The sequence below is a fragment of the Brevibacillus schisleri genome, from assembly GCF_055685845.1.
Map to the genome: position 1 here is coordinate 4228685 of NZ_JBVNDM010000001.1, position 19266 is coordinate 4247950.

The following is a 19266-nucleotide window of genomic DNA, read 5'->3' on the forward strand; positions in this document are numbered from 1 at the left end:
TTCGTTACCGCAACTCATTCACTTTCTCTAAGTAACGCAAAACAGTGGCGACATAAGTAGCATGCGACCACGTCAGGGGTGCAACGGAAACGGGAGCACCTGTATACGGATCGAGCTGTTCGGATAGCACGCCGCTTTGTAGGGCATACCGTACGACCCAGGCCAGTCTGTTCTTTGGCTCTTGGAGTTCATCGAGTGATTTTGCCTTGGCAATTTCCCAATCAGCCACCCATAAGGTGCAAATGATCCATGGATTTCCCGGGACCTTGACCGTGTCATGTGATTTTTTGAAATAGTAATCCCCTTGATAGCGAGCGATTCCACCGATCGCCGTGTCTACCTGCAAACTCTTTTTGACAGCTTCCATCGTCCGCGCAACTCTCGGATCGTCTACGGAAAACACATCAAGCGCAAACAAAGCGAACAAGCTGCTCTCCACCGTGAAATCTTTTTCGACACTCCCATCTGCTCTTACATAAATTCCACGCAGAAAACGCCCGATTTCAGGGTCGTACAGATGTTTTTCCATTGCCTCACGAATGCGCTCTGCCCCTTCTGCGTAGCGTTTGTAGCGTCGATCATCCCCGAATAGCTGGGCGAAACGAGCCGCAGCCATCAAACCTGCGAAAACCGTAGCACTGGTAAACGTAAAAATTCCCCGTCGCTCTTCCCATAAGTCGTAGCTTGGTTTTGGGAGTTGCAGCTCTGGATGGATATACTCCAGCAAAAAGCGAGCCGCCGGACGAACCAGCGTAGGATAGAGCGCCTGGCAATCTTCAATTTGCTTGCCGCTCTTGTATTGCTCCCAGAGCGCGTACAGCACGAGTGCCGTCTCATCCTCCTGAATCGGAAGCTGAACCTCTCCGTCAACAATATACGGATGCCAACTGGAGCCTACAGACCCGTCTGGATTGTACTTGTGCTGCAAATACCCGTCCTTGTTCAAGGCGTCCGCGCAAAATCGAAAAAATGATGCGACCACTCCCGTGTAGCCCGCTTTCGCCATCGCACTCGCAATCAACGCCCCGTCTCTTGGCCACATGTAGCTGTAATGGTCGCGATTAAATTGAAGAATATCCGAGTCATTCGCAGCGAGAATCGCTCCGTTCTGATCGATTTGCGTGCGCACAAGGAGCAAGCTGGTCTTGTACAGATTGACAACCTCTGCCGGAAGATCAGCAAAGTCCCGCTCTTCCTTATTGACCCAACGCTGCCAATACACAGCAACCCGACTGAGCAAACGTTCCGGATCACTTTCGAGTACATATTGGTTCAACCCTTTGACATCCTCATACGATTCACCAATGCACATCCAGTAAAAGAGCGCCTTCTCTTCTTGAGGTTGCAGTATGAGCGAAAAAGAGATCGTACTATCGACGGAGCCTTGTGCAATCGGATTGCCGGACAAAAGGCCATCCTCCGCGTCCCTCCAAGTCCCCTCCGCATAGTTGAACCGCTTAATCCCGACGCTATATTGATTGATTCCACCCGTATCTGTTTTTCCGTTCGCCATGATGTACACATTACGCTTGTAGTGATAAATCGTACGCAGAACGGGATCAAAAACAGCAGTATCCCCTACCTCTGTCTCATTCAAGCTGAAATCGTGATGAAAAAACAGCCTGACCTCCCGGATCTCGCTCGTCAAATTCCGAACGCACACCTTTTTCAAATAAATCGGGTCACGCTGATGCACCCCATCTGCGATTTGCAAGGAGATGCCCAGATGTTCATGATGCGCATGAACATCTGTCACCAAAGACTCCTGTCCGTATCCGAGCCTCCGCGTCCAGCCGTCTTCATCCAGCCAGGAAAAGCGATCTTGCACCCAAATCCCCAGCTTGCTAAAGTGTCCCCCAACATGATTCAGCTGACCAACATACGGAAAATACAGATCTCGCATGTGCAGCTTGTCATCAAAATTAATCAGCAGTTTTCCGTTCCCGACGACGAGCGGTCTCGGCATGCCTTCACGTCCTTTTCGTTATAGGCTGTCGATCTCTCTCTTTTCGTGAAACTGATATTCGGCAATTCGTCTCGCGTAGGAAGAAGCAAGTGTAGCCGCGGTCTCTGCCGTAGCCCCTTGCGAAATCACCTTTACGTGCGAATCCTCTGAATCGGGTAAAATCAGTACCCAGCCATTCGAATCGTATACCTTGATTCCATCGACGAGCTCGAGCAGCTTTCCTTTGTTTTCCTCCATCACTCTGCGCATGACCTTCCCTTTTGCTGCCCATGGGCAAAAAACAGTCTTTTTCTCCATATGGCACGCTGGCAACAATTCCAGCAAAACACTGAGCGGCTTTTCCTCAGAAGCCAGATAAGAAAGAATTCTCATGAGGCTGTACACGGCGTCAAACATCGGATGAAAACGCTGTTCGTTCGATACCTCCATCATGGATCGCGGCGAAACCTTGGTGCGTACAACCTCCATTTGCAACAGCTGGGCCATATGCTCCAATTCAATCGGTGCACTCACAGGAAGACCGATACGCCGATGTTGACCACTGCACGCCAATAGCTGTAGCGCCGTGATCTGTTCGGTTGCGAGCTTCTCTCCATGCTCGGTAAACAAGACAAATTGCTCGCCATTTTTATCGAGACGAACGCCCAAATCCACTCCCTTTTTCCGAATACCTTCTTGTATGGAGCTGTAATCGGCAGTAACTCCCAGTGCATGCAAAAGAGGCGCAAGAAAACTCGGGAAAAAACGCTGTTCACAATCGATCAGCAGGTGGAAGCGCTGACGCTGGATGGACGATACATTCAACTGTTGGACCAAAGCATGAAGATAAGCTTCTTGTACGTGATGCTCGACTTGCAGTGCTCCCAACCGATTCAGGTTGCGAATATAAGTCTCTTGCCAGTAGGCATTCTCAATTTTCCGCTCCAGATCACGAGAAATCGGCAAGCCCGCATGATCGATGAATTGGATGACAATCTCTTTATCATCCACTGGCTCTGCCATATAAATATGTATGCCGCCTTTGCAAGCCAGAGAGCGTACGCCATACCGGATCAAGGGTGAATTCCCAATTCCGAGATCGACCGTATCAATTCCGGAAGAGCACAAGCTCGTCATGATGCTATGCTTCAATAACTGAGCAAAAGGGTGTGCGCATGCCGAGAGCGCAATTTTGTCCCCTGCTTGTAGTAAATACGCGTAGGCAGCAGAAAGTCTTGTAACAAATTCGGGCGTGATGTCAACATTGCCAATGCCCTTGATTCCGTGCGTCCCAAACAAATTTTTGGTTTGCTTGGCACCGTAGATAAGCGAGGTGGTGACAGTCGCATTTTCCCCGACTTCCTTATCCGGCCAAATTTTGATCCCTGCCTTTACCACTGACTTCGCCCCAATGAGGCACTGGTCTCCAATAGCGGCCCCTTCCCCGAGTTGTACGCAATCTGCAATTCGTGTGTTGCGGCAGAGAGTCGTTCCTGTGATCTCTGCTTTTTTCCCAATGACACTGTTTTCCCAAATAATCGTCCTGGACAGCTTTGTACCAGAAGAAATCACCGTATTTTTTCCCAGAATGGAATAGGCACCAACGGCAACTCCAGCTTGCAGATGTACATTTTCACCGATATAGACCGGGCCTTCCAAACGGACCGATGAATCGATGCGAACATCATTTTCCAAGAAAATACGCGGTGCGATTTCCTGTGCTTTTATTTCGAGATGTACGCGTCCATCCAGCAAATCAAACTGGGTTTGCTGGTAAACCTCCAAAGAACCAATATCAGACCAATAACCGCTTGCCTCATAGCCATATAGAGGCTTTGCTGCTTGTAAAAAGGACGGGAAAATTTCCTTGCTGAAATCCACTTCCCGCTCCTCTTCTATATAAGACAAGACCTCTGGCTCGCAGACGTATATCCCGGTATTCACCGTATCGCTAAAAACCTCCGCCCAGCTCGGCTTTTCTAAAAAACGGGTAATGCGTCCGCCCTCGTCTGTCATGACAACGCCAAATTCCAGCGGTGTTTCAACCCGCGTCAAGATCAACGTAGCCAGTGCATTATTTTGCTCATGAAAACGTATGGCCGCCGACAAATCGATGTCTGTCAACGTATCTCCACTGATCACGACAAAACGCTCATCGAGAAAATCCGCGCAGTTTTTCACGCTGCCTGCCGTGCCCAAAGGAATGGCTTCTTCAAAATAGACAAGCGAAACACCGTAGCGGGATCCATCACCAAACGTATCGCGGATGACGTCAGGCAGATACTGGAGTGTCACTGCTATCTCTGTAATCCCATGCTTTTTCAATAGATCAATCGTGTACTCCATGCAAGGCCGGTTTAATAGTGGCACCATTGGTTTTGGCGTGTGGCATGTTAACGGACGTAGTCGTGTACCTTTTCCCCCAGCCATGATTACTGCCTTCATCTTCTTTTCTTCCTCCTTCATCGTTGCAATCTAGGTTGTCATGCCGATTTCCGCAGGTACGCCGAGTGAACGGTATAGATCGATGGTTTGACTAGCCAGAAGTGTCCAGTTATAAAACTGTTTAACATCTTGCATGGCCGTTTGGGCCAGTTGATGTCGTTGATCAGGGTCGCGCAGTAGCCAGCGGAGTTGATTCGTCAAGGATTCAGGGTCGCCTGTGTACATCATGGCGCCGTTTTCGCCGTGGCGAACGATCTCTCGCAGCCCTCCCGTATCCGCAACCAGAACAGGAGTCCCTAGAGCCATCGCTTCCAGCGCAACAATTCCAAAAGGCTCATACAAGCTCGGGAATACTGCCACATCAGCCAGGGCGAACAGCTCATCTCGCCTTCCATCGTCTACGAAGCCCAAGAAGCGGACCTGTTCAGAAAGTCCCATCTGATGAACCAATAGCTTCCACTCGTCTTGCATCGGTCCTCTGCCAGCTATGAGCAACCTCGCATGCGGAAACTCAGCGCGTAGCCTTGCCATAGCTTCTAACAAGAGGTGAACACCTTTTTCCTGAACCAAGCGCCCTACAAAAAAGAGAACAGGACCATCCCCTATCGCCAATTCCTGTCGAAGCTGTTCATGATTTACCTCCGTTAGGGGAATGAGATCGACACCATTGTGAATGACACGTAAATGGGAGGAGGGTGTTCCGAACAGGCGTATGACTTCCGACTCCATATACTTGCTGCAAACGATCATTGCGTCAGAGCTTTGTGTTAGCGTACGTTCACACTCATGGATCCTTTGCTGCAACGGTGTATGAATGCCTTGATGCCGACCATGTTCCAAAGCATGAATCGTGCTGACGAGCGCAAGAGAGTACCTCTGTTTCAGTTCGATTGCAGCCCAGCTGACTAGCCAATCGTGAGCGTGGATGACATCTGGTCGCACCCCGAGTGACCAGAGCTGATAGGTAGCATCGACCATCGCCAAATTCAGTTGAAACACCCATGCCAGAAAGTCGGCTTGTTCAGAAGGAATGTACGTAGGCAAACGGTGTACGTGAACCCCTTCCATCATCTCCTCTACGGCGCATGAATCTGTCGCACGTGTCAGCACATGCACCACGATTCCTTGCTGGGCAAGATGCCTGGCGAGATCGTAGACAGCCCGACCTAGCCCCCCTACTACATGAGGGGGAAATTCCCATGCAAGTATCAAAACTGTTTTTGTCGAAGACTGATCTTGCGCAGCCGCTACCAATTGACGCGATACGTTCACTCTATGCGTTTGTTTAGGCAAATAGAACGTGATATCCATGTCAGGAAAGATCGGAAAGTCAGCTTCTGCTTGTGTAATTGCCTCTTCATCCAGTCGATGCTCCCGATACATCGTCAAGAGAGTCCGCATGCGAACCAAATGGTCATGAACACGTTGCACCGCATACCGAGTGACCGTTTGACCGTCTAAAATAAACGCCCAATCACTGCTTTGGGCCAGCATCAATTCGCGTGCGGCCTGCTTGAGGCACCGTAAGGCAAGCTGATCTCCTTTCTTTTCAGAATAGGTAATAATCGCTGTGATCAATTCCCGCTCCGCTTGATGCAGATGCCTGTATATCCAGCCATTGTTCTCGTTCAGCCAGACTTCTCCGTAGCCATTTCTCCCCCATGTTGACATCGGCAAGTGACCGCGATCCTGCTCTGGATACTCCTCCAAATATTCAGATGGTGTCATTAATTTCACTTCTTTTGAATCACACACGGTTTTGCGCATGAGAAAATCCAAAAACTGCGGACCCTCGAACCACCAATGCCCAAACAGCTCCGCATCATAAGTGGCGACGACCAACGGCTTGCGATCCATCCAATGAGTGGCTTCCTCCACTTGACGCTCTCGGTGATACAAGAAATGTCCCGCATGTGACGCTGCTTTTTCGCGCGCCCAGCTTGGCTCATACCAGTCTTTATCCCCTTCTTTTCCAGTGATCCGATAGTATTTCAAACCGGTATGCACGCGGATGCCTTCAGGATGGATGTACGGCTCGATGTAGCTCATCTCCCTGTCAAATCCGATATCCCGGTAGTATTCACGGTAGTCATAGTCCCCTGGATAACCATCGATCGAGCTCCATACTTGGCGGGAGGCCACTTCATCACGGGCAAAAGCAGCCACATCATGCGGCGTGAACAAGGGCGCCAGCAACCCTCTGCGAGGTAAAGGCGTCGCATGCTCTATCGTGTGACTGTCTACAAAGAAATACCGAAGCCCTGCCTCCTTCAGCAAGCGATCCAGTCCAGGTGTATATCCGCACTCTGGCAGCCAAATTCCCTTCGGACGTCTTCCCAAAATCCGCTCATGTGTATCAATCCCTACCAGAAGCTGTGCCCGAATCGCCTCTTCTGTTTCCACATAGGGCAAAAAGGAGTGTGTGGCTGCGCAAGTGATGAGTTCGAGGCATCCATTGTCCGCGATATGCCTAAAGGCCTTGATCAGTTGAAAATCCCACTTGCGGCAATAGGCAATGATCGTTCGAAAACGCTCCAGATACATTTTGGCGATACGGTTTTCTTGAGGTTGAGCTGTGGTTCGTTTGACTTCCTTCCCAGCCAATTCAACGGTCTTCGCTAGATGTGTGCGAAAACGAGTCACGATCAGATCATCATCCAGCATGGAAAGTAACGTCGGAGAAATAGCAAGGGTCATGCGAAAAGCGATGCCGTCTGAGAGGAGCTTGTCGAAAACCATGAGCAAAGGAAGATAGCATTCCAGCATGGCTTCATACACCCAGCGCTCTTCCAGGCGATCGTCCCGATCCCCGTGTCGAACATAAGGCAGATGGGCATGCAACACGAGGGAGAGATAACCTTTGTGCACAAATGACACCTCACTTATTTGATGTTTTGGTATACAACGAGTAGGAGGAAAAGTTCTCAAACCAGGAAGGTGTAGCTGGGTCGCGGGCAGGCTCAACTAACGGTTCCCCCCAGCTAGCTTTTGAATTACGTGGAGTAACTACCGTTTCCGAGCGTAATATCGGACAAAACCGATTGTGTTCATATAAACCAAAATCAACCATGTATGTACGTCCTGGCTCTACATCTTTCACGTACCAGGAATGAGCCTCTTCATGTACGAACACATCTCGGACGGAATGCGCATTTTTTCCATCAAATAAACGTTCAGTCACATCATACAGACGCAATCCCTTCTGAATGTGACGATAATCGGCTTGCAGGTACGAAGCGACCATTCTCATGCGTGGCCAAGTGATTTCCCAATAGATGAATAACACAGTCGGTCCTTGTGCCATGACTTTGACAATGTCCCGACCATAAAACGCAGGCAATCGCCATTCCAATTCCGTTCTAGCGGGAGGTGGTGCCTCTGACTTCGCACGGTCTTTTTGCAGGCGATACTTCACTTGACCGATTGTTAAGCCGATCTCTTTGGCAATTTGTGCAATGGACATGGATCGTGAACGCAGTTCGAGAATTTTTTCCAGCATCTTCTAGCACTCCCCTCCGCCAACTTCGCCTATCTGTGCTTTCCCACTGTCAATCATAGCCAATGCTGCTAACAAAGACTGTCGAATGCTGAATGCACATCCCTTCTTCTTTTGTCGATCAACAATCATGTTTTCGTCACAGGCATACAAAAGCCGCTCTCCTTCCATTCTTACAAAGCTACTTCTCGAGACATTCTTTTCTTTTTGCCAAATAGGAAGAAAGTTCCATATCCCATCACCTTTTGTTTTATTTGTAAGTATTTTCATGTTGGATACCGATACTATAAAATATTCACTTATACTTCCAAAATGAATGAAAAAGGAGTCAACAAAAGCTATGAAGCGTTCATGGATTAGCATGGTAACAGCAGGATCAATTGCCATTTCAACGATAGCGGCAGGCTTGCCACTAGCAGCTCAAGCTAAAAGCACGCCGCAACCCCCATCCCAAGAGCCCATTGATTCACAGATTGGTCATACACCCGTTCAGGAAAACATGTCGAAAGCACAGTTACGCCAAGCAGCCAACCAGGAGAAGTACAGCATCTCGCATCTGAAAACATTGGACAATTCAGAGCTGGTTGAATTGTTGAAGGAAATCAGTTGGACGCAAATCCCTGAGCTGTTTACTTACAACGACGACACCCAGGAATTTTATGAGGATCGGGAGCGGGTTCAGGCCATCATCGATGCCTTGCAAGCGAGTGGCAAGAACTTCACCAAGGATGACGAGCAGGGCATCCATACCTATGTAGAGGTTTTGCGTTCGGGGTATTACTTGGGGTACTACCATGATGAATTAAAGTATTTGATGGAGCCAAAGTATAAGCAAAGGATTATTCCAGCACTTCAAGCCATTACTGCCAACCAAAATTTCGCCTTCGGGACAAAGACGCAAAATGAAATCATTAGTTCAACGGGAAAATTAATTAGCAACACGACTGTTGATTCAGAAACAATCGGTACTTTGTCAAAAGTAATGGAAGACTTTAACGACAATCGGGATAAATGGTCAGATGATCGCGTAGCAAGCGAGGCCTTTTACAGTGTCCTTCAAGGTATTGGCTATGTTCTGATTTGGGGAGTAGATGATTCAGAAAGAGATGAGCTGAAAGGTAACATCGACGCATTTCTCGACCCTATTTTTGACATGGCGGAAAATGGGGAGACTTCCGCTGATCACGTATGGTTGACGAACAATGCCCTGTATTACACAGGGAAATTAGGTAGCTACTACAGTGATCCAGAAAAAGTCAATGACATATTGACGAAAGCGATGAAAACGTATAAAAAGATGAGCGAGCCATACTTCACTGCGGCGCAACAAATCGCGGAAGCATATGGCGAGGATGCCAATGGCAAAAAAATCGATCTCGAGGAAATGGTAAAGGAAGGCAAAAAGCATTATCTTCCGCAGCAATTCACCTTTGATAACGGAGCGGTTGTGTTCAAAACGGGAGATAAGCTCACAGAAGAACAGGTTGAGCGTTTGTATTGGGCATCCAAGGAAGTGAAGGCACAATTTCATCGTGTCATCGGTAATGACAAGGAGCTGGAGAGCGGCAATCCGGATGATGTACTGACCATTGTCATCTACAATACGCCTGATGAATATAAAATGAATCGCTTCTTGTACGGATACGACACCGATAATGGTGGTATCTACATCGAGGGTACTGGCACTTTCTTCACCTACGATCGGACAAAAGAACAAAGCATCTATAGTCTGGAGGAGCTGTTCCGTCATGAATTCGTCCACTATTTGCAAGGCAGATATGAAGTGCCGGGCATGTGGGGACAAGGAAAGATATATGAAAACAGTCGCTTGCCTTGGTATGAAGAAGGCGGAGCTGAGTTTTTCGCAGGTTCTACCCGAACAGAAGGAATCAAGCCTCGCCAGTCAGTTGTAGGCAATATTCGAAATGCAGCGCCTTATCTCGATTACACTGCGGCCGATATGATGCATGCCAAATACGGAACCCTTGCATTCTATGACTACTCCTTCGCGCTTCAGTACCATCTATTCAAGAATGATTTTGCTCGTCTGGATAAAATCAATGATACGATCCGTTCCAATGATGTATCTGCTTATGATGACTTAATCGAAGAATTCAGCCGTGACCGCGCTCTTGAACGCGGCTATCAAGAAACAGTAGAAGATTTGATCGACCAGTATGAAGAATTGGATGTTCCTCTCGTTTCAGATGATTACCTACAAAAAGTAGACGTGACGAACAAAGAAGAGGTTTATCGCCAAATCGCAAAGGTTGCTTCTCTGGTCGATGTGAAAACAGATGAAAAAGACTCTGGAGATTTCCGCAGCTTCACGTTGCGTGGGGTCTATACAGGTGGAGCTTCCCAAGGGGAATATCAGGATTGGCAAGAAATGAACCGCCTCACAGATGGGTTCCTCAAGGAGTTATCGGATCTTTCCTGGAATGGCTATGACACGGTTACGAGCTACTTCACCAATTATCGTACAACAAAAGATGGACGCTTTGCCTATGATGTCGTGTTCCACGGGAAGCTGGCTCAAGAAGATGGCTCCGAAACGGAACAGCCAAACCCAAACCCAAATCCACATCCTGAAGAGTCTTCCCTTCCATTAGGTAAGCCGATCACGGGTATCATTCATCCACAAAAACCGAGTCAGGAGTTCCGTCTCGATGTGAAATCAGCCCAACAGCTTCAAGTAGAGATGGAAACGAAGCAAGGAGATGGCGTGGCATGGCTTGTATTCCACGAATCCGATAGAGAGAACTATATCTCCTATCCCACCAAGCGTGAAGGCAACAAACTGATCGGATCATTCGATGCGAAACCAGGGACTTACTATGTGACTGCTTATACGTATCGTACAGAACAAGAGAACCAACCGTTTCGCTTATTGGTTACGAGGGAAGATCGCCCACAAGAGCAGCTCTATCAAGAAAACGAGAGCAATGATTCTACCGAACAAGCGAATGGTCCATTAAAGATTGGCACGACTGTTTCAGGGGATATGAAAGGAAACGATTGGCAAGATATCTTTGCCTTCCAAGTAGATAAACCAGAAGAAATACGTATTTCTTTAAATCCTCAAGAGGGACAAGGTGTGACTTGGATGCTATTCCATGAAGGAAATCTGGATCAGCCTGTAACGTACCCGCAAGAGCGGGAGGGAAATCTGCAAAGTGCCCATTATCAAGTAAAGCCAGGCCGTTACTTCTTGTATGTGTACAAATATCAAAATGAAGATATTGTGTATACGGTAGAGACCAATCAGCGTTAATCAGCAAAACAAAAACACCCCCAAACGAGCTATCAAAATCGTTTGGGGGTGTTCGTTTCTCTCTTGTTTTTACAGTTATCGGCGTTTTGTAATCCGCCCAGAACCCCCAACCTTCGTTCTTGGGGGCGACTTACTTTTCGGCGGAGAAAAGCTCGAACGTTTGGATGAGTAAGAGTCACTTGAATTCGACGATTGACTGCTGGAAGAACGAGTAATTTCGCCTGAACTACCGCTAGAAGATGAATCCGCCTTCTTCTTGAAAATGCTGCCGTCAGAACCTACCGTACCATCCGCGTTCTTCGCATTACCCCGTTTGAAAATACTTCCCGTACCCTCTTTAGTAATCGGCGGCGCTACTTTCTTGTCCTCGATTGTAGGCACCCGATACGTACCGGAAGGCTTGTATATGTCCTTGCTAGAGTAGCCGCGATAGCTGCCCTTTGTACTTTTCTTAAGTCCGTCGAACAAATTATCCAGTACACTGGCTACAATATATCCCTGCAAAAACGAAGAATCGTAATTTTGCCGGACGTACTCTTTGCTGTCGACCTCGATCAACGTATCCGTCGGCTTGGCAGCGTCTTGCTGCAAATGGTAGATCTCGTCCGGATAAATGAGGAACATATGCTGCGGATCTTCTTTGGAGATTTCATCTGGCGAATTCTGCTCCGCCAGCTCGGAGGCTACTTCCGGTACAGTCTTGTTTTCCGCACGGTAGATGCGTGACGACTGTCCATTGTCCTTCGTAGAGACAGACTCAAGCGGATATGTCTCGCCAACCCCAGGGCTGCCACAACCCGCTAGCGTAAGGAGGAACAACGCCGGAATCAGTAGGAGCTTGATTGATTTCATCCATGGATTTGGCATGTACTTGTCCCTCCTCTCTATGTGCCGCGCAATACCTGCACGTCCGCTGGCAGAACACTTTCTCCCTCATAGAGCATGAAACGGCCATCCTGCCACTCGATCCGCAGCAATTGACGTTGATCCGATTGGAATTGCCAAATGTACTGCTCCCCTGATGTGTGAAACGGCGCTTTTCCCACAGTCTGGACGGCGCCATTATATTGCTCCTCCAAATGGTAGGTGACATCATCCATCTCGATTGTGGTCGGTACCTCGTCTATTGAATCCAGTCGTCCATCAATGACGCTATACAGCTGATAGACGATCTTTTCCCGTTCTTCGATATACAGGTAGCGAATGGTCGTTCCATCCTGCAAGGTAAGCATCGTGGCTTTGCGACTCGCATTGCTCGCCTTCCCGATTACTTGATACGTAACGAGCGATACATCGACCACATCACCTGGTCCCACCGTCAGGATGCTCTTCTCCGGTGCAGGAGGCTCATGCTTGGCAAAAATGTTTTGGATTCGCTTCATCAAACTCATGCTGTACTCCCTTCCCTTTCATGTCTTACAGACATGCAGCCAAAATCAAGGCACCCACGAGATGGAATGAACCAGCCATCATGGCATGTGCCACCTTTCCTTCCTGCGTCCCTTTTTCCAGATCCAGTCCAGTTACTTGCTTTAACAGCCATTCCACGATTCTTTCCAAAAGGAATAAAATAATAAAGGAGACCACAGAAAAGAGCAGAGCTGTCCACAATGAGTTGGAGGTAATGATAGATTGCGATAAGATGTATCCTTGCGCAAACAGCTTCATAACAAAACGCGTCGTGACCGCGATGTTTCCATTTTTGATTTCCGTGATGTCCTTGTATTTCGTAAACAACGAATCGATCCACATCAAAACAAAAAGCAAAATGCCGCCGGCTCCTGTCCAAACCAGCATCCCTAGTATTTCTGTCCACGTCAAAGCGAATCACTCCACTTTCATCAAAGTGTATAAGGTCTGAAAAAAAGGGAAACCGCTTGAAGCGGTTTACCCCTCATATTTTTTCATCAGAGCAGCCAGTTCGTCCTCAACGGCTTGATCCTTATTCAGCTTCGCAATTTCATCATCTAAAGAGCTCTGCTTTTTGTAAATCTCGCCGCTGGCTTCTGCTTCTGCTTCCATTTGCAGTGCTTTTTCTTCCATGCGTTTCAAGCCAGACATAGCCGAGTTCGTGTCGAAGCTACCCATCGCCTGATTAATCGTCTTTTGCGCTTTGGCTGCATTGACGCGGGCAACCAATGTCTCGCGCTTGTTTTTCAGTTCGGTAATCTGTTTTTTCATCTCAGCCAGCTTCTCGCGCAATCCATCGGCTGCCAGCTTGTTTTTCTCGTAGCTGTCCTTGTATTCGTTCATTTTTTGCTCGGCAGCTTTCTTTTCTTCCAGAGCCCGTCGAGCCAGATCAATGTTCTGTGCTTGTGCTGCAATGTGAGCTTGCTCATCACGCTTTTTCACCAAGGCTTCCTGTTCTTCATACAGCACCTTGAATTTCTTTTCCAAAGCAATTTGAGCGGCAACCGCTTTCTCTGCTTCACTCAAGTCTTCTTGCATATCACGCAAATACTGGTCTGTCATTTTGATTGGATCTTCTGCTTTCTCAATCAAAGCGTACAAATTGGACATGGTCAAATCACGCAGTCTTTTAAAAATGGACATGGATTATTCCTCCTTAAAGTACGTGCTAGGTAGTTCGGCCTGAATTAGCCGTCCCCGTTATACATGTATTTACGATAGTTACGCAAGTAAGTTTCAACAATTTATTTTTTTATTGGCTTACATACCTACTCGAAAGTAAGCTCGCCCGATTCTACACTTTTCAAAATAAGTTTTGCTTGAAATGGTGTTCCATCCTGACGCTCAAGCTTCATTTTACCCGTTTTGCCTTTTTCAATGAGGGCTTTAATCTGTGTATCCGTCAGCATACGCCCGTAATTCTCTTTCCATATAACGAATTTACAGCCCACGTTGTAATTCGAACATCCGTAACCTTTGCGTCCCATGAAAATGGAGCCTCCGCAACCCGGTCGTGGACATTTGGTGATGATACTCGAAGTTGTAGTAGCGGTCTTTGCTGCGCTTCGAGTTGAAGCCTTTGTTGTGGCAGACCTGCCACCTGATTTGCCTGTACTTCGCCCGCTAGCTCGTCCTCTTGTTTTCGAAGATCCTTTCTGCGTGGTACTCTCACTCTCAAACAAGGTCTTCTCAGCACGAGATTGTACGCGAACTTTTTCTACGATCATCGTAGCGAATTTCTTCACATTCTCCATAAATTGCCCGTCGGCGGCGGTTCCTCGGGAGATCTCATTTAAGCGGCGCTCCCAATGCCCTGTCATTTCAGGAGAGGTTAAAAGTTCGATCCCTGCTCCCCTAATCAATTCGATAACGGTACGGCCTTTTAGCGTAAGTTGAACCTTTTTCCCCTGCATCTCAACGTATCCGACCTTTTTCAGCCGTTCGATGGTGGCGGCACGAGTTGCCGGGGTTCCCAGACCAGATTCCTTCATCGCATCACGCAGTTCCTCGTCCTCAATTTGCTTGCCTGCGCTTTCCATTGCCTTTAGAAGCGTTCCTTCCGTAAAATGCTTCGGCGGTTGTGTTTCTTTTTCCTTTACCATCGCATCCGAGCATACTACGCTGGCATCGGATTGAATGATAAAAGGCTCGTTTACTTCAATCTCTTCTTTATCCTCTTCTTCTTTGGCCGTACCTTTTCCATTCTTGGGCTTTTCCTTCTGCTGGTCGGCATAAATAATCTTCCAACCGAGGCTTTTCTGTTCTTTCACCGACGTTCTGAAAAACTCATTTTCCACATCGGTTATAACCGTATGCATCTTATATTCTGCTGGCGGATAAAACTGCGACAGAAAGCGGCGAACGATCAAATCATATAACTTCTGCTCGTCTGGTGTAAGCCCTGAAGCCTTACGATTGGTCGGCAGGATAGCATGGTGGTCGTCCACCTTTGCCGGATTACATATAAATTTGTTGCCTTTATGAACCAAACTACGGTTTGCACCCTTTACCAGAGCGTCATATCCAGTGCCTTGTAAGGACGACAGGGTGTTGTGCATTTCGGGAATATTTTGCTCTGTCACATAGTTGGAATTCGTTCTCGGATAAGAAATCACCTTGTGTTTTTCATAGAGAGCCTGTGCTATATCCAAGGTTTTCTTGGCGGAAAAACCGTACTTGCCATTGGCCTCACGTTGCAGCAATGTGAGGTCATACAGCTTGAATGGATACTCCTTGGTATCCTTTACTTCGTAGGAGGCGATCCGCCCTTGTTTTCCTTTCACTTTACGAGCCAACATTTCTGCTTTCGATGGATCGGTTAAGCGATCACCTTGCCAAAGACCCTTGTACGTCCTCTCCCCCTGCGAAAAATGCCCTTCTACTTGAAAAAATGTAACCGATGAGAAGGCCTCAATCTGCTTCTGTCGATCGTAAATGAGCGCAAGGACAGGCGTCTGTACTCGTCCGACAGAAAGGAGCACGTTATGTTTGGTCGTAAATGCACGTGAGCCATTCATCCCGATTAGCCAATCAGCCTCACTACGAGCTTTTGCTGCCCTCGTTAAGTTCTCATAGGCTGCGGCATCCTTCATCTCTGCGAATCCTTTCCTGATCGTTTCAGGGGTCAAGTCCGAGATCCACAGTCTTTTAACGGGTTGCGTCAATTTTAGATGTCGCTGAATGAGGGAAAAAATGTGTTGACCTTCCCGCCCGGCATCGCATGCATTAACCAGCAGATTGCTTCGTTTGGCCAACTGCCCGATTATTTTTAGCTGATCGATTGTTTTCCGATTGGGCACTAGCTTAAATGGCTCGGGAATGATAGGAAGATCATTGATGTTCCACTTTTTATATTTTTGGTCATACGCCTCCGGCTCTGCCAGTTCAATTAAGTGCCCGATTGCCCATGTAATCATGTATTTTTCACCTTCTAAATAGGTGCGGTGATTTTTTGCTTTAGGATCTATTGCGGCGGCAATATTTCGTCCCATATCAGGTTTCTCCGCAATAATTAATATCTTCAAATGGTTATCGCTCCTTCTAAAACTCTCAAGCCTGTCGAGATTCAGTCTAACGTTCTGGATTCCTCTCTATTTTACTACAAGTTAGCCAAGTAATCTCGTCTTGGCTGCGACAGCCCACTCGATTTTTGCCAACGCCTGGCAATGCGCCTCATTCATCTCTGCTGCAAATGCTGTCTCCTCCATTCGTGTCAGCACACGCCATACATCGCTCTTGTTTTTGTACCAATCTAACGCCTTTGGCGGTTCATGGTGGATAGGTCTCCAAACTTGACGCAGCGTTGGGGAAAACAGCCGCTTTGCCCCTTGGCGCAGCTGACAGTTCATTAGTTTTACCTGATAAGACTTGCCAGGAGCTGTATCATTCACATCGTGAAAAAGATGCGGCCAATAATCTTTTCGCGAACCTGTGTGTGGCTGTTGCAATGCCCAAGCGTACGCTGCCTCCTGCCTATTCGCACCACCGAACAGCAAACTGTACAGCCTTTTTCCCAAGCGGATTCTCTCTGGTAAGGAGGCAAAATGAAACACTCGCTCCCCCACGAGCTGCAAGATGCTTCCCTGCTCATCGACCATTTTCCGATGGGGAAACAAGATCAAATTCAGTTGCAAAAGTTCCTGGAGAGCAAACGGGATGGTGCGGACGACTGAATTTTGATAGCCTGAGTCTTTCATGAGCTGCTCTTCCAAATAGTTTTGTTCATTGATGATCAAAGCAATGGCGAGCAGCTCTTTATCTGTGGTCTTCCAAAAGTGATTCCAGATCGCCTGCATGAACGTAGAGACGCCCAGATGGGGCAGTAAATAAAAAAGATTGGTCTGTCGCCTGACACTCTCTTCATACAGTAACAATTGAGGGTACGCATCGTGAAAAATCAACCAGTTTCCCCGCTCCAAAAACGAAAAATAATCCTGCTGCTCTTTTGTTCGAAGCAAACGAGGCAATAATTCTCCCCGCAAATCAGTCATACTCCATCCCGCATTGCGCGATACGAGATGTGCCAATAGCGCCCAGTGAATCTGTGAATGCTTTTGATAAAACGACAAATAGGCGCGCGTTCTGTCTATGTTGTCAAGGTTGTGGGCGTGTGTCTCCTGTTTGATCTGCTCTACCGTTTTTTGATCCTGTGCTGGCAGTGATGCTGTCGCCGTACGGACTTTCCCCAGATTCATGGCAAGCGGCAGACGTGATGCGTATTGGTGCCACGACAAACCCATGGATGCCCTTCCCCCTCTCTTCCTCAGACGCCGTATTTTATCGGGAGGTGAATGAGTTGCGTGAAGTCCAGCAAGAAATCAACCGCATTCAAACCTTTTTGTTACAGCGCCAAAAAGAGGATGGCACATGGCGCTTTTGTCTGGAAAGCTCACCGATGACAGATTCTCACATGATCATCCTATTGCGTACGCTGGGTATTCATGATGAACGTTTGATGGAGAAGCTCACGACTCACATCACGTCTCTTCAACAGGATAATGGGGCATGGAAGCTGTATCCCGACGAGCATGAAGGCCATCTGTCTACGACGATTGATTCGTATTACGCTCTGCTGTTATCAGGCAAATTTACGAAGAACGAACCGAGAATGGCTCTGGCTCGCTCGTTTATTTTGGAAAAGGGTGGGCTGACACAAGCGAACATGCTGACCAAATTTGCTACAGCCTTGACAGGCCAATACCAGTGGCCCTCGCATTTTCTCGTTCCCGTCGAGATTGCTCTCTTGCCTCCGAGCTTCCCTGTCAGCTTTTATGATTTTGTCGGGTACGCACGTGTCCATCTTGCCCCCATGATGATTGTGGCTGATCGCAATTATGTAAAAAAGCCTGACAATGCACCAGACTTGTCCGATCTATACGCAGATACACCGATCTCTCGCGGTCTATATCCGCACCGATTCCTGGAGAATTTCCTCAAAGAGGGGCAATCGTTCCTCGCCACCATCCACGATTCCTTGCAGCAGCTCCCCCTTTTACCCGGACAACTACACAAGCTCGCTCTACGTCGCCTGGAACAATACATCCTGGCGCGAATCGAGCCGGACGGTACGCTGTACAATTATTCGACATCTACCTTTTTCATGATATTTGCGCTGCTCGCACGGGGGTTTTCTCCGAAAGACCCACTGATCCAAAAAGCGATGCAAGGGCTTACCAATAGTGTCTATGATTATGAAAACGGTGCACACTTGCAGCTAGCTACTTCAGCCGTCTGGGACACGGCGCTCTTGACTACTTCTCTGCAAAAAAGCGGACTCTCTACCACCCATCCCGCGATTCAAAAAGCAAACCGCTACCTTCTCCGAAAACAGCAGCATACGTACGGTGACTGGAAAATTCGCAATCCAAAAGCAAAGCCTGGCGGTTGGGGCTTTTCTGACCACAACACCATGAACCCGGATATTGATGATACGACAGCTGCTCTTCGCTCTCTACGCCTGCTAGCCCGTACGGATATGACAGCAGCTGCTGCTTGGAAACGCGGTCTCGAATGGCTATTATCCATGCAAAACGACGATGGAGGCTGGCCTGCTTTTGAACGAAATACAGATGCTGATTTCATTCGCCACCTGCCCATCGAAGGAGCAGATACCGTCAGTACAGATCCGTCCTCTGCCGATTTGACAGGGAGGACTTTGGAATTCCTCGGAAACGATGCCGGACGAACATTGACTGACCCGCATGTAGAAAAAGGAGTCCGCTGGCTTCTCAAGCATCAAGAGTCAGACGGCTCCTGGTATGGACGTTGGGGAATTGCTTACCTATACGGCACTTGGGCTGCCATTACCGGGCTAATGGCGGTTGGCTTCTCCCCTACTGAACCCGCTATCCAAAAAGCGGTGGCGTGGCTGGTTGCCAACCAAAATCCCGACGGCGGCTGGGGGGAATCTTGCCAAAGTGACTTAAAGAAAACGTACGTCCCCCTCGGAGCAAGCACTCCCTCGCAGACAGCATGGGCAATCGATGCACTGATAGCCGTGTCATCCAAGCCAACGGCAGAGCTGCAACGAGGAATTCGCTATTTGCTCACTCACAATCAAGCAAATGACTGGACGACTCGCTACCCGACTGGCGGGGGACGCCCTGGCGGCACTTACTTTGCTTATCACAGCTATCGTTGGATTTGGCCGTTGCTGGCTCTCAGCCACTATCAGGCCAAATACCCGAATACGTAAAA

13 protein-coding genes are annotated in these 19266 nt (G+C 48.1%); 2 read left to right on the top strand and 11 right to left on the bottom strand.

Features of this window, described 5'->3' with window-relative positions; genetic code table 11:
- Window positions 1–4: 4 nt before the first annotated feature.
- Genes ACUUHJ_RS19935 through ACUUHJ_RS19955 form a run of 5 tightly spaced genes read right to left on the bottom strand, consistent with a single transcriptional unit; the run spans window position 5 to window position 8039 of the window.
- Complete coding sequence (locus ACUUHJ_RS19935; RefSeq protein ID WP_472299709.1) at window positions 5–1966, bottom strand: glycoside hydrolase family 15 protein; 1962 nt, start codon at window positions 1964–1966, stop codon at window positions 5–7.
- Between the two features lie 18 nt (window positions 1967–1984).
- The gene (locus ACUUHJ_RS19940; protein ID WP_472299710.1) at window positions 1985–4390 is read right to left on the bottom strand and encodes a sugar phosphate nucleotidyltransferase; all 2406 of its coding nucleotides are present in this window, start codon (window positions 4388–4390) and stop codon (window positions 1985–1987) included.
- Between the two features lie 30 nt (window positions 4391–4420).
- Window positions 4421–7258 carry a 1,4-alpha-glucan branching protein domain-containing protein gene (locus ACUUHJ_RS19945; RefSeq protein ID WP_472299711.1) on the bottom strand — a complete coding sequence of 946 codons (2838 nt, stop codon included), beginning with the start codon at window positions 7256–7258 and terminating at the stop codon, window positions 4421–4423.
- A gap of 10 nt (window positions 7259–7268) precedes the next feature.
- Window positions 7269–7889: a DUF4912 domain-containing protein gene (locus ACUUHJ_RS19950; RefSeq protein ID WP_289673607.1), complete on the bottom strand. Its 621-nt coding sequence runs from the start codon at window positions 7887–7889 to the stop codon at window positions 7269–7271.
- Between the two features lie 3 nt (window positions 7890–7892).
- Complete coding sequence (locus tag ACUUHJ_RS19955) at window positions 7893–8039, bottom strand: hypothetical protein (RefSeq protein WP_472299712.1); 147 nt, start codon at window positions 8037–8039, stop codon at window positions 7893–7895.
- A 187-nt stretch (window positions 8040–8226) separates the two neighbouring features.
- Between ACUUHJ_RS19955 and ACUUHJ_RS19960 the strand changes: the two genes are divergently transcribed.
- Window positions 8227–11160 (top strand): collagenase, encoded by a 2934-nt coding sequence (locus ACUUHJ_RS19960; protein ID WP_472299713.1) that lies wholly within the window; start codon window positions 8227–8229, stop codon window positions 11158–11160.
- A gap of 75 nt (window positions 11161–11235) precedes the next feature.
- Here the strand turns inward: ACUUHJ_RS19960 and ACUUHJ_RS19965 are convergent, their stop codons facing one another.
- From ACUUHJ_RS19965 to ACUUHJ_RS19990, 6 genes are all read right to left on the bottom strand, one after another.
- Window positions 11236–12027: a DUF4247 domain-containing protein gene (locus ACUUHJ_RS19965; RefSeq protein WP_289673609.1), complete on the bottom strand. Its 792-nt coding sequence runs from the start codon at window positions 12025–12027 to the stop codon at window positions 11236–11238.
- Window positions 12028–12044: 17 nt separating this feature from the next.
- Complete coding sequence (locus ACUUHJ_RS19970) at window positions 12045–12551, bottom strand: DUF4178 domain-containing protein (protein ID WP_015892052.1); 507 nt, start codon at window positions 12549–12551, stop codon at window positions 12045–12047.
- A 25-nt stretch (window positions 12552–12576) separates the two neighbouring features.
- Window positions 12577–12981, bottom strand: a complete 405-nt coding sequence (locus tag ACUUHJ_RS19975; protein ID WP_015892053.1) for a DUF350 domain-containing protein — start codon at window positions 12979–12981, stop codon at window positions 12577–12579.
- A 66-nt stretch (window positions 12982–13047) separates the two neighbouring features.
- Window positions 13048–13713 (bottom strand): PspA/IM30 family protein, encoded by a 666-nt coding sequence (locus ACUUHJ_RS19980; protein ID WP_016740755.1) that lies wholly within the window; start codon window positions 13711–13713, stop codon window positions 13048–13050.
- A gap of 125 nt (window positions 13714–13838) precedes the next feature.
- Complete coding sequence (locus ACUUHJ_RS19985; protein WP_289673610.1) at window positions 13839–16094, bottom strand: type IA DNA topoisomerase; 2256 nt, start codon at window positions 16092–16094, stop codon at window positions 13839–13841.
- A gap of 81 nt (window positions 16095–16175) precedes the next feature.
- Window positions 16176–17309 (bottom strand): DUF2515 domain-containing protein, encoded by a 1134-nt coding sequence (locus ACUUHJ_RS19990; RefSeq protein ID WP_472299714.1) that lies wholly within the window; start codon window positions 17307–17309, stop codon window positions 16176–16178.
- Between ACUUHJ_RS19990 and shc the strand changes: the two genes are divergently transcribed.
- Window positions 17282–19264 carry a squalene--hopene cyclase gene (gene shc, locus ACUUHJ_RS19995; RefSeq protein ID WP_472299715.1) on the top strand — a complete coding sequence of 661 codons (1983 nt, stop codon included), beginning with the start codon at window positions 17282–17284 and terminating at the stop codon, window positions 19262–19264. The genes ACUUHJ_RS19990 and shc overlap by 28 nt on opposite strands.
- The last annotated feature ends 2 nt before the right edge of the window (window positions 19265–19266 follow it).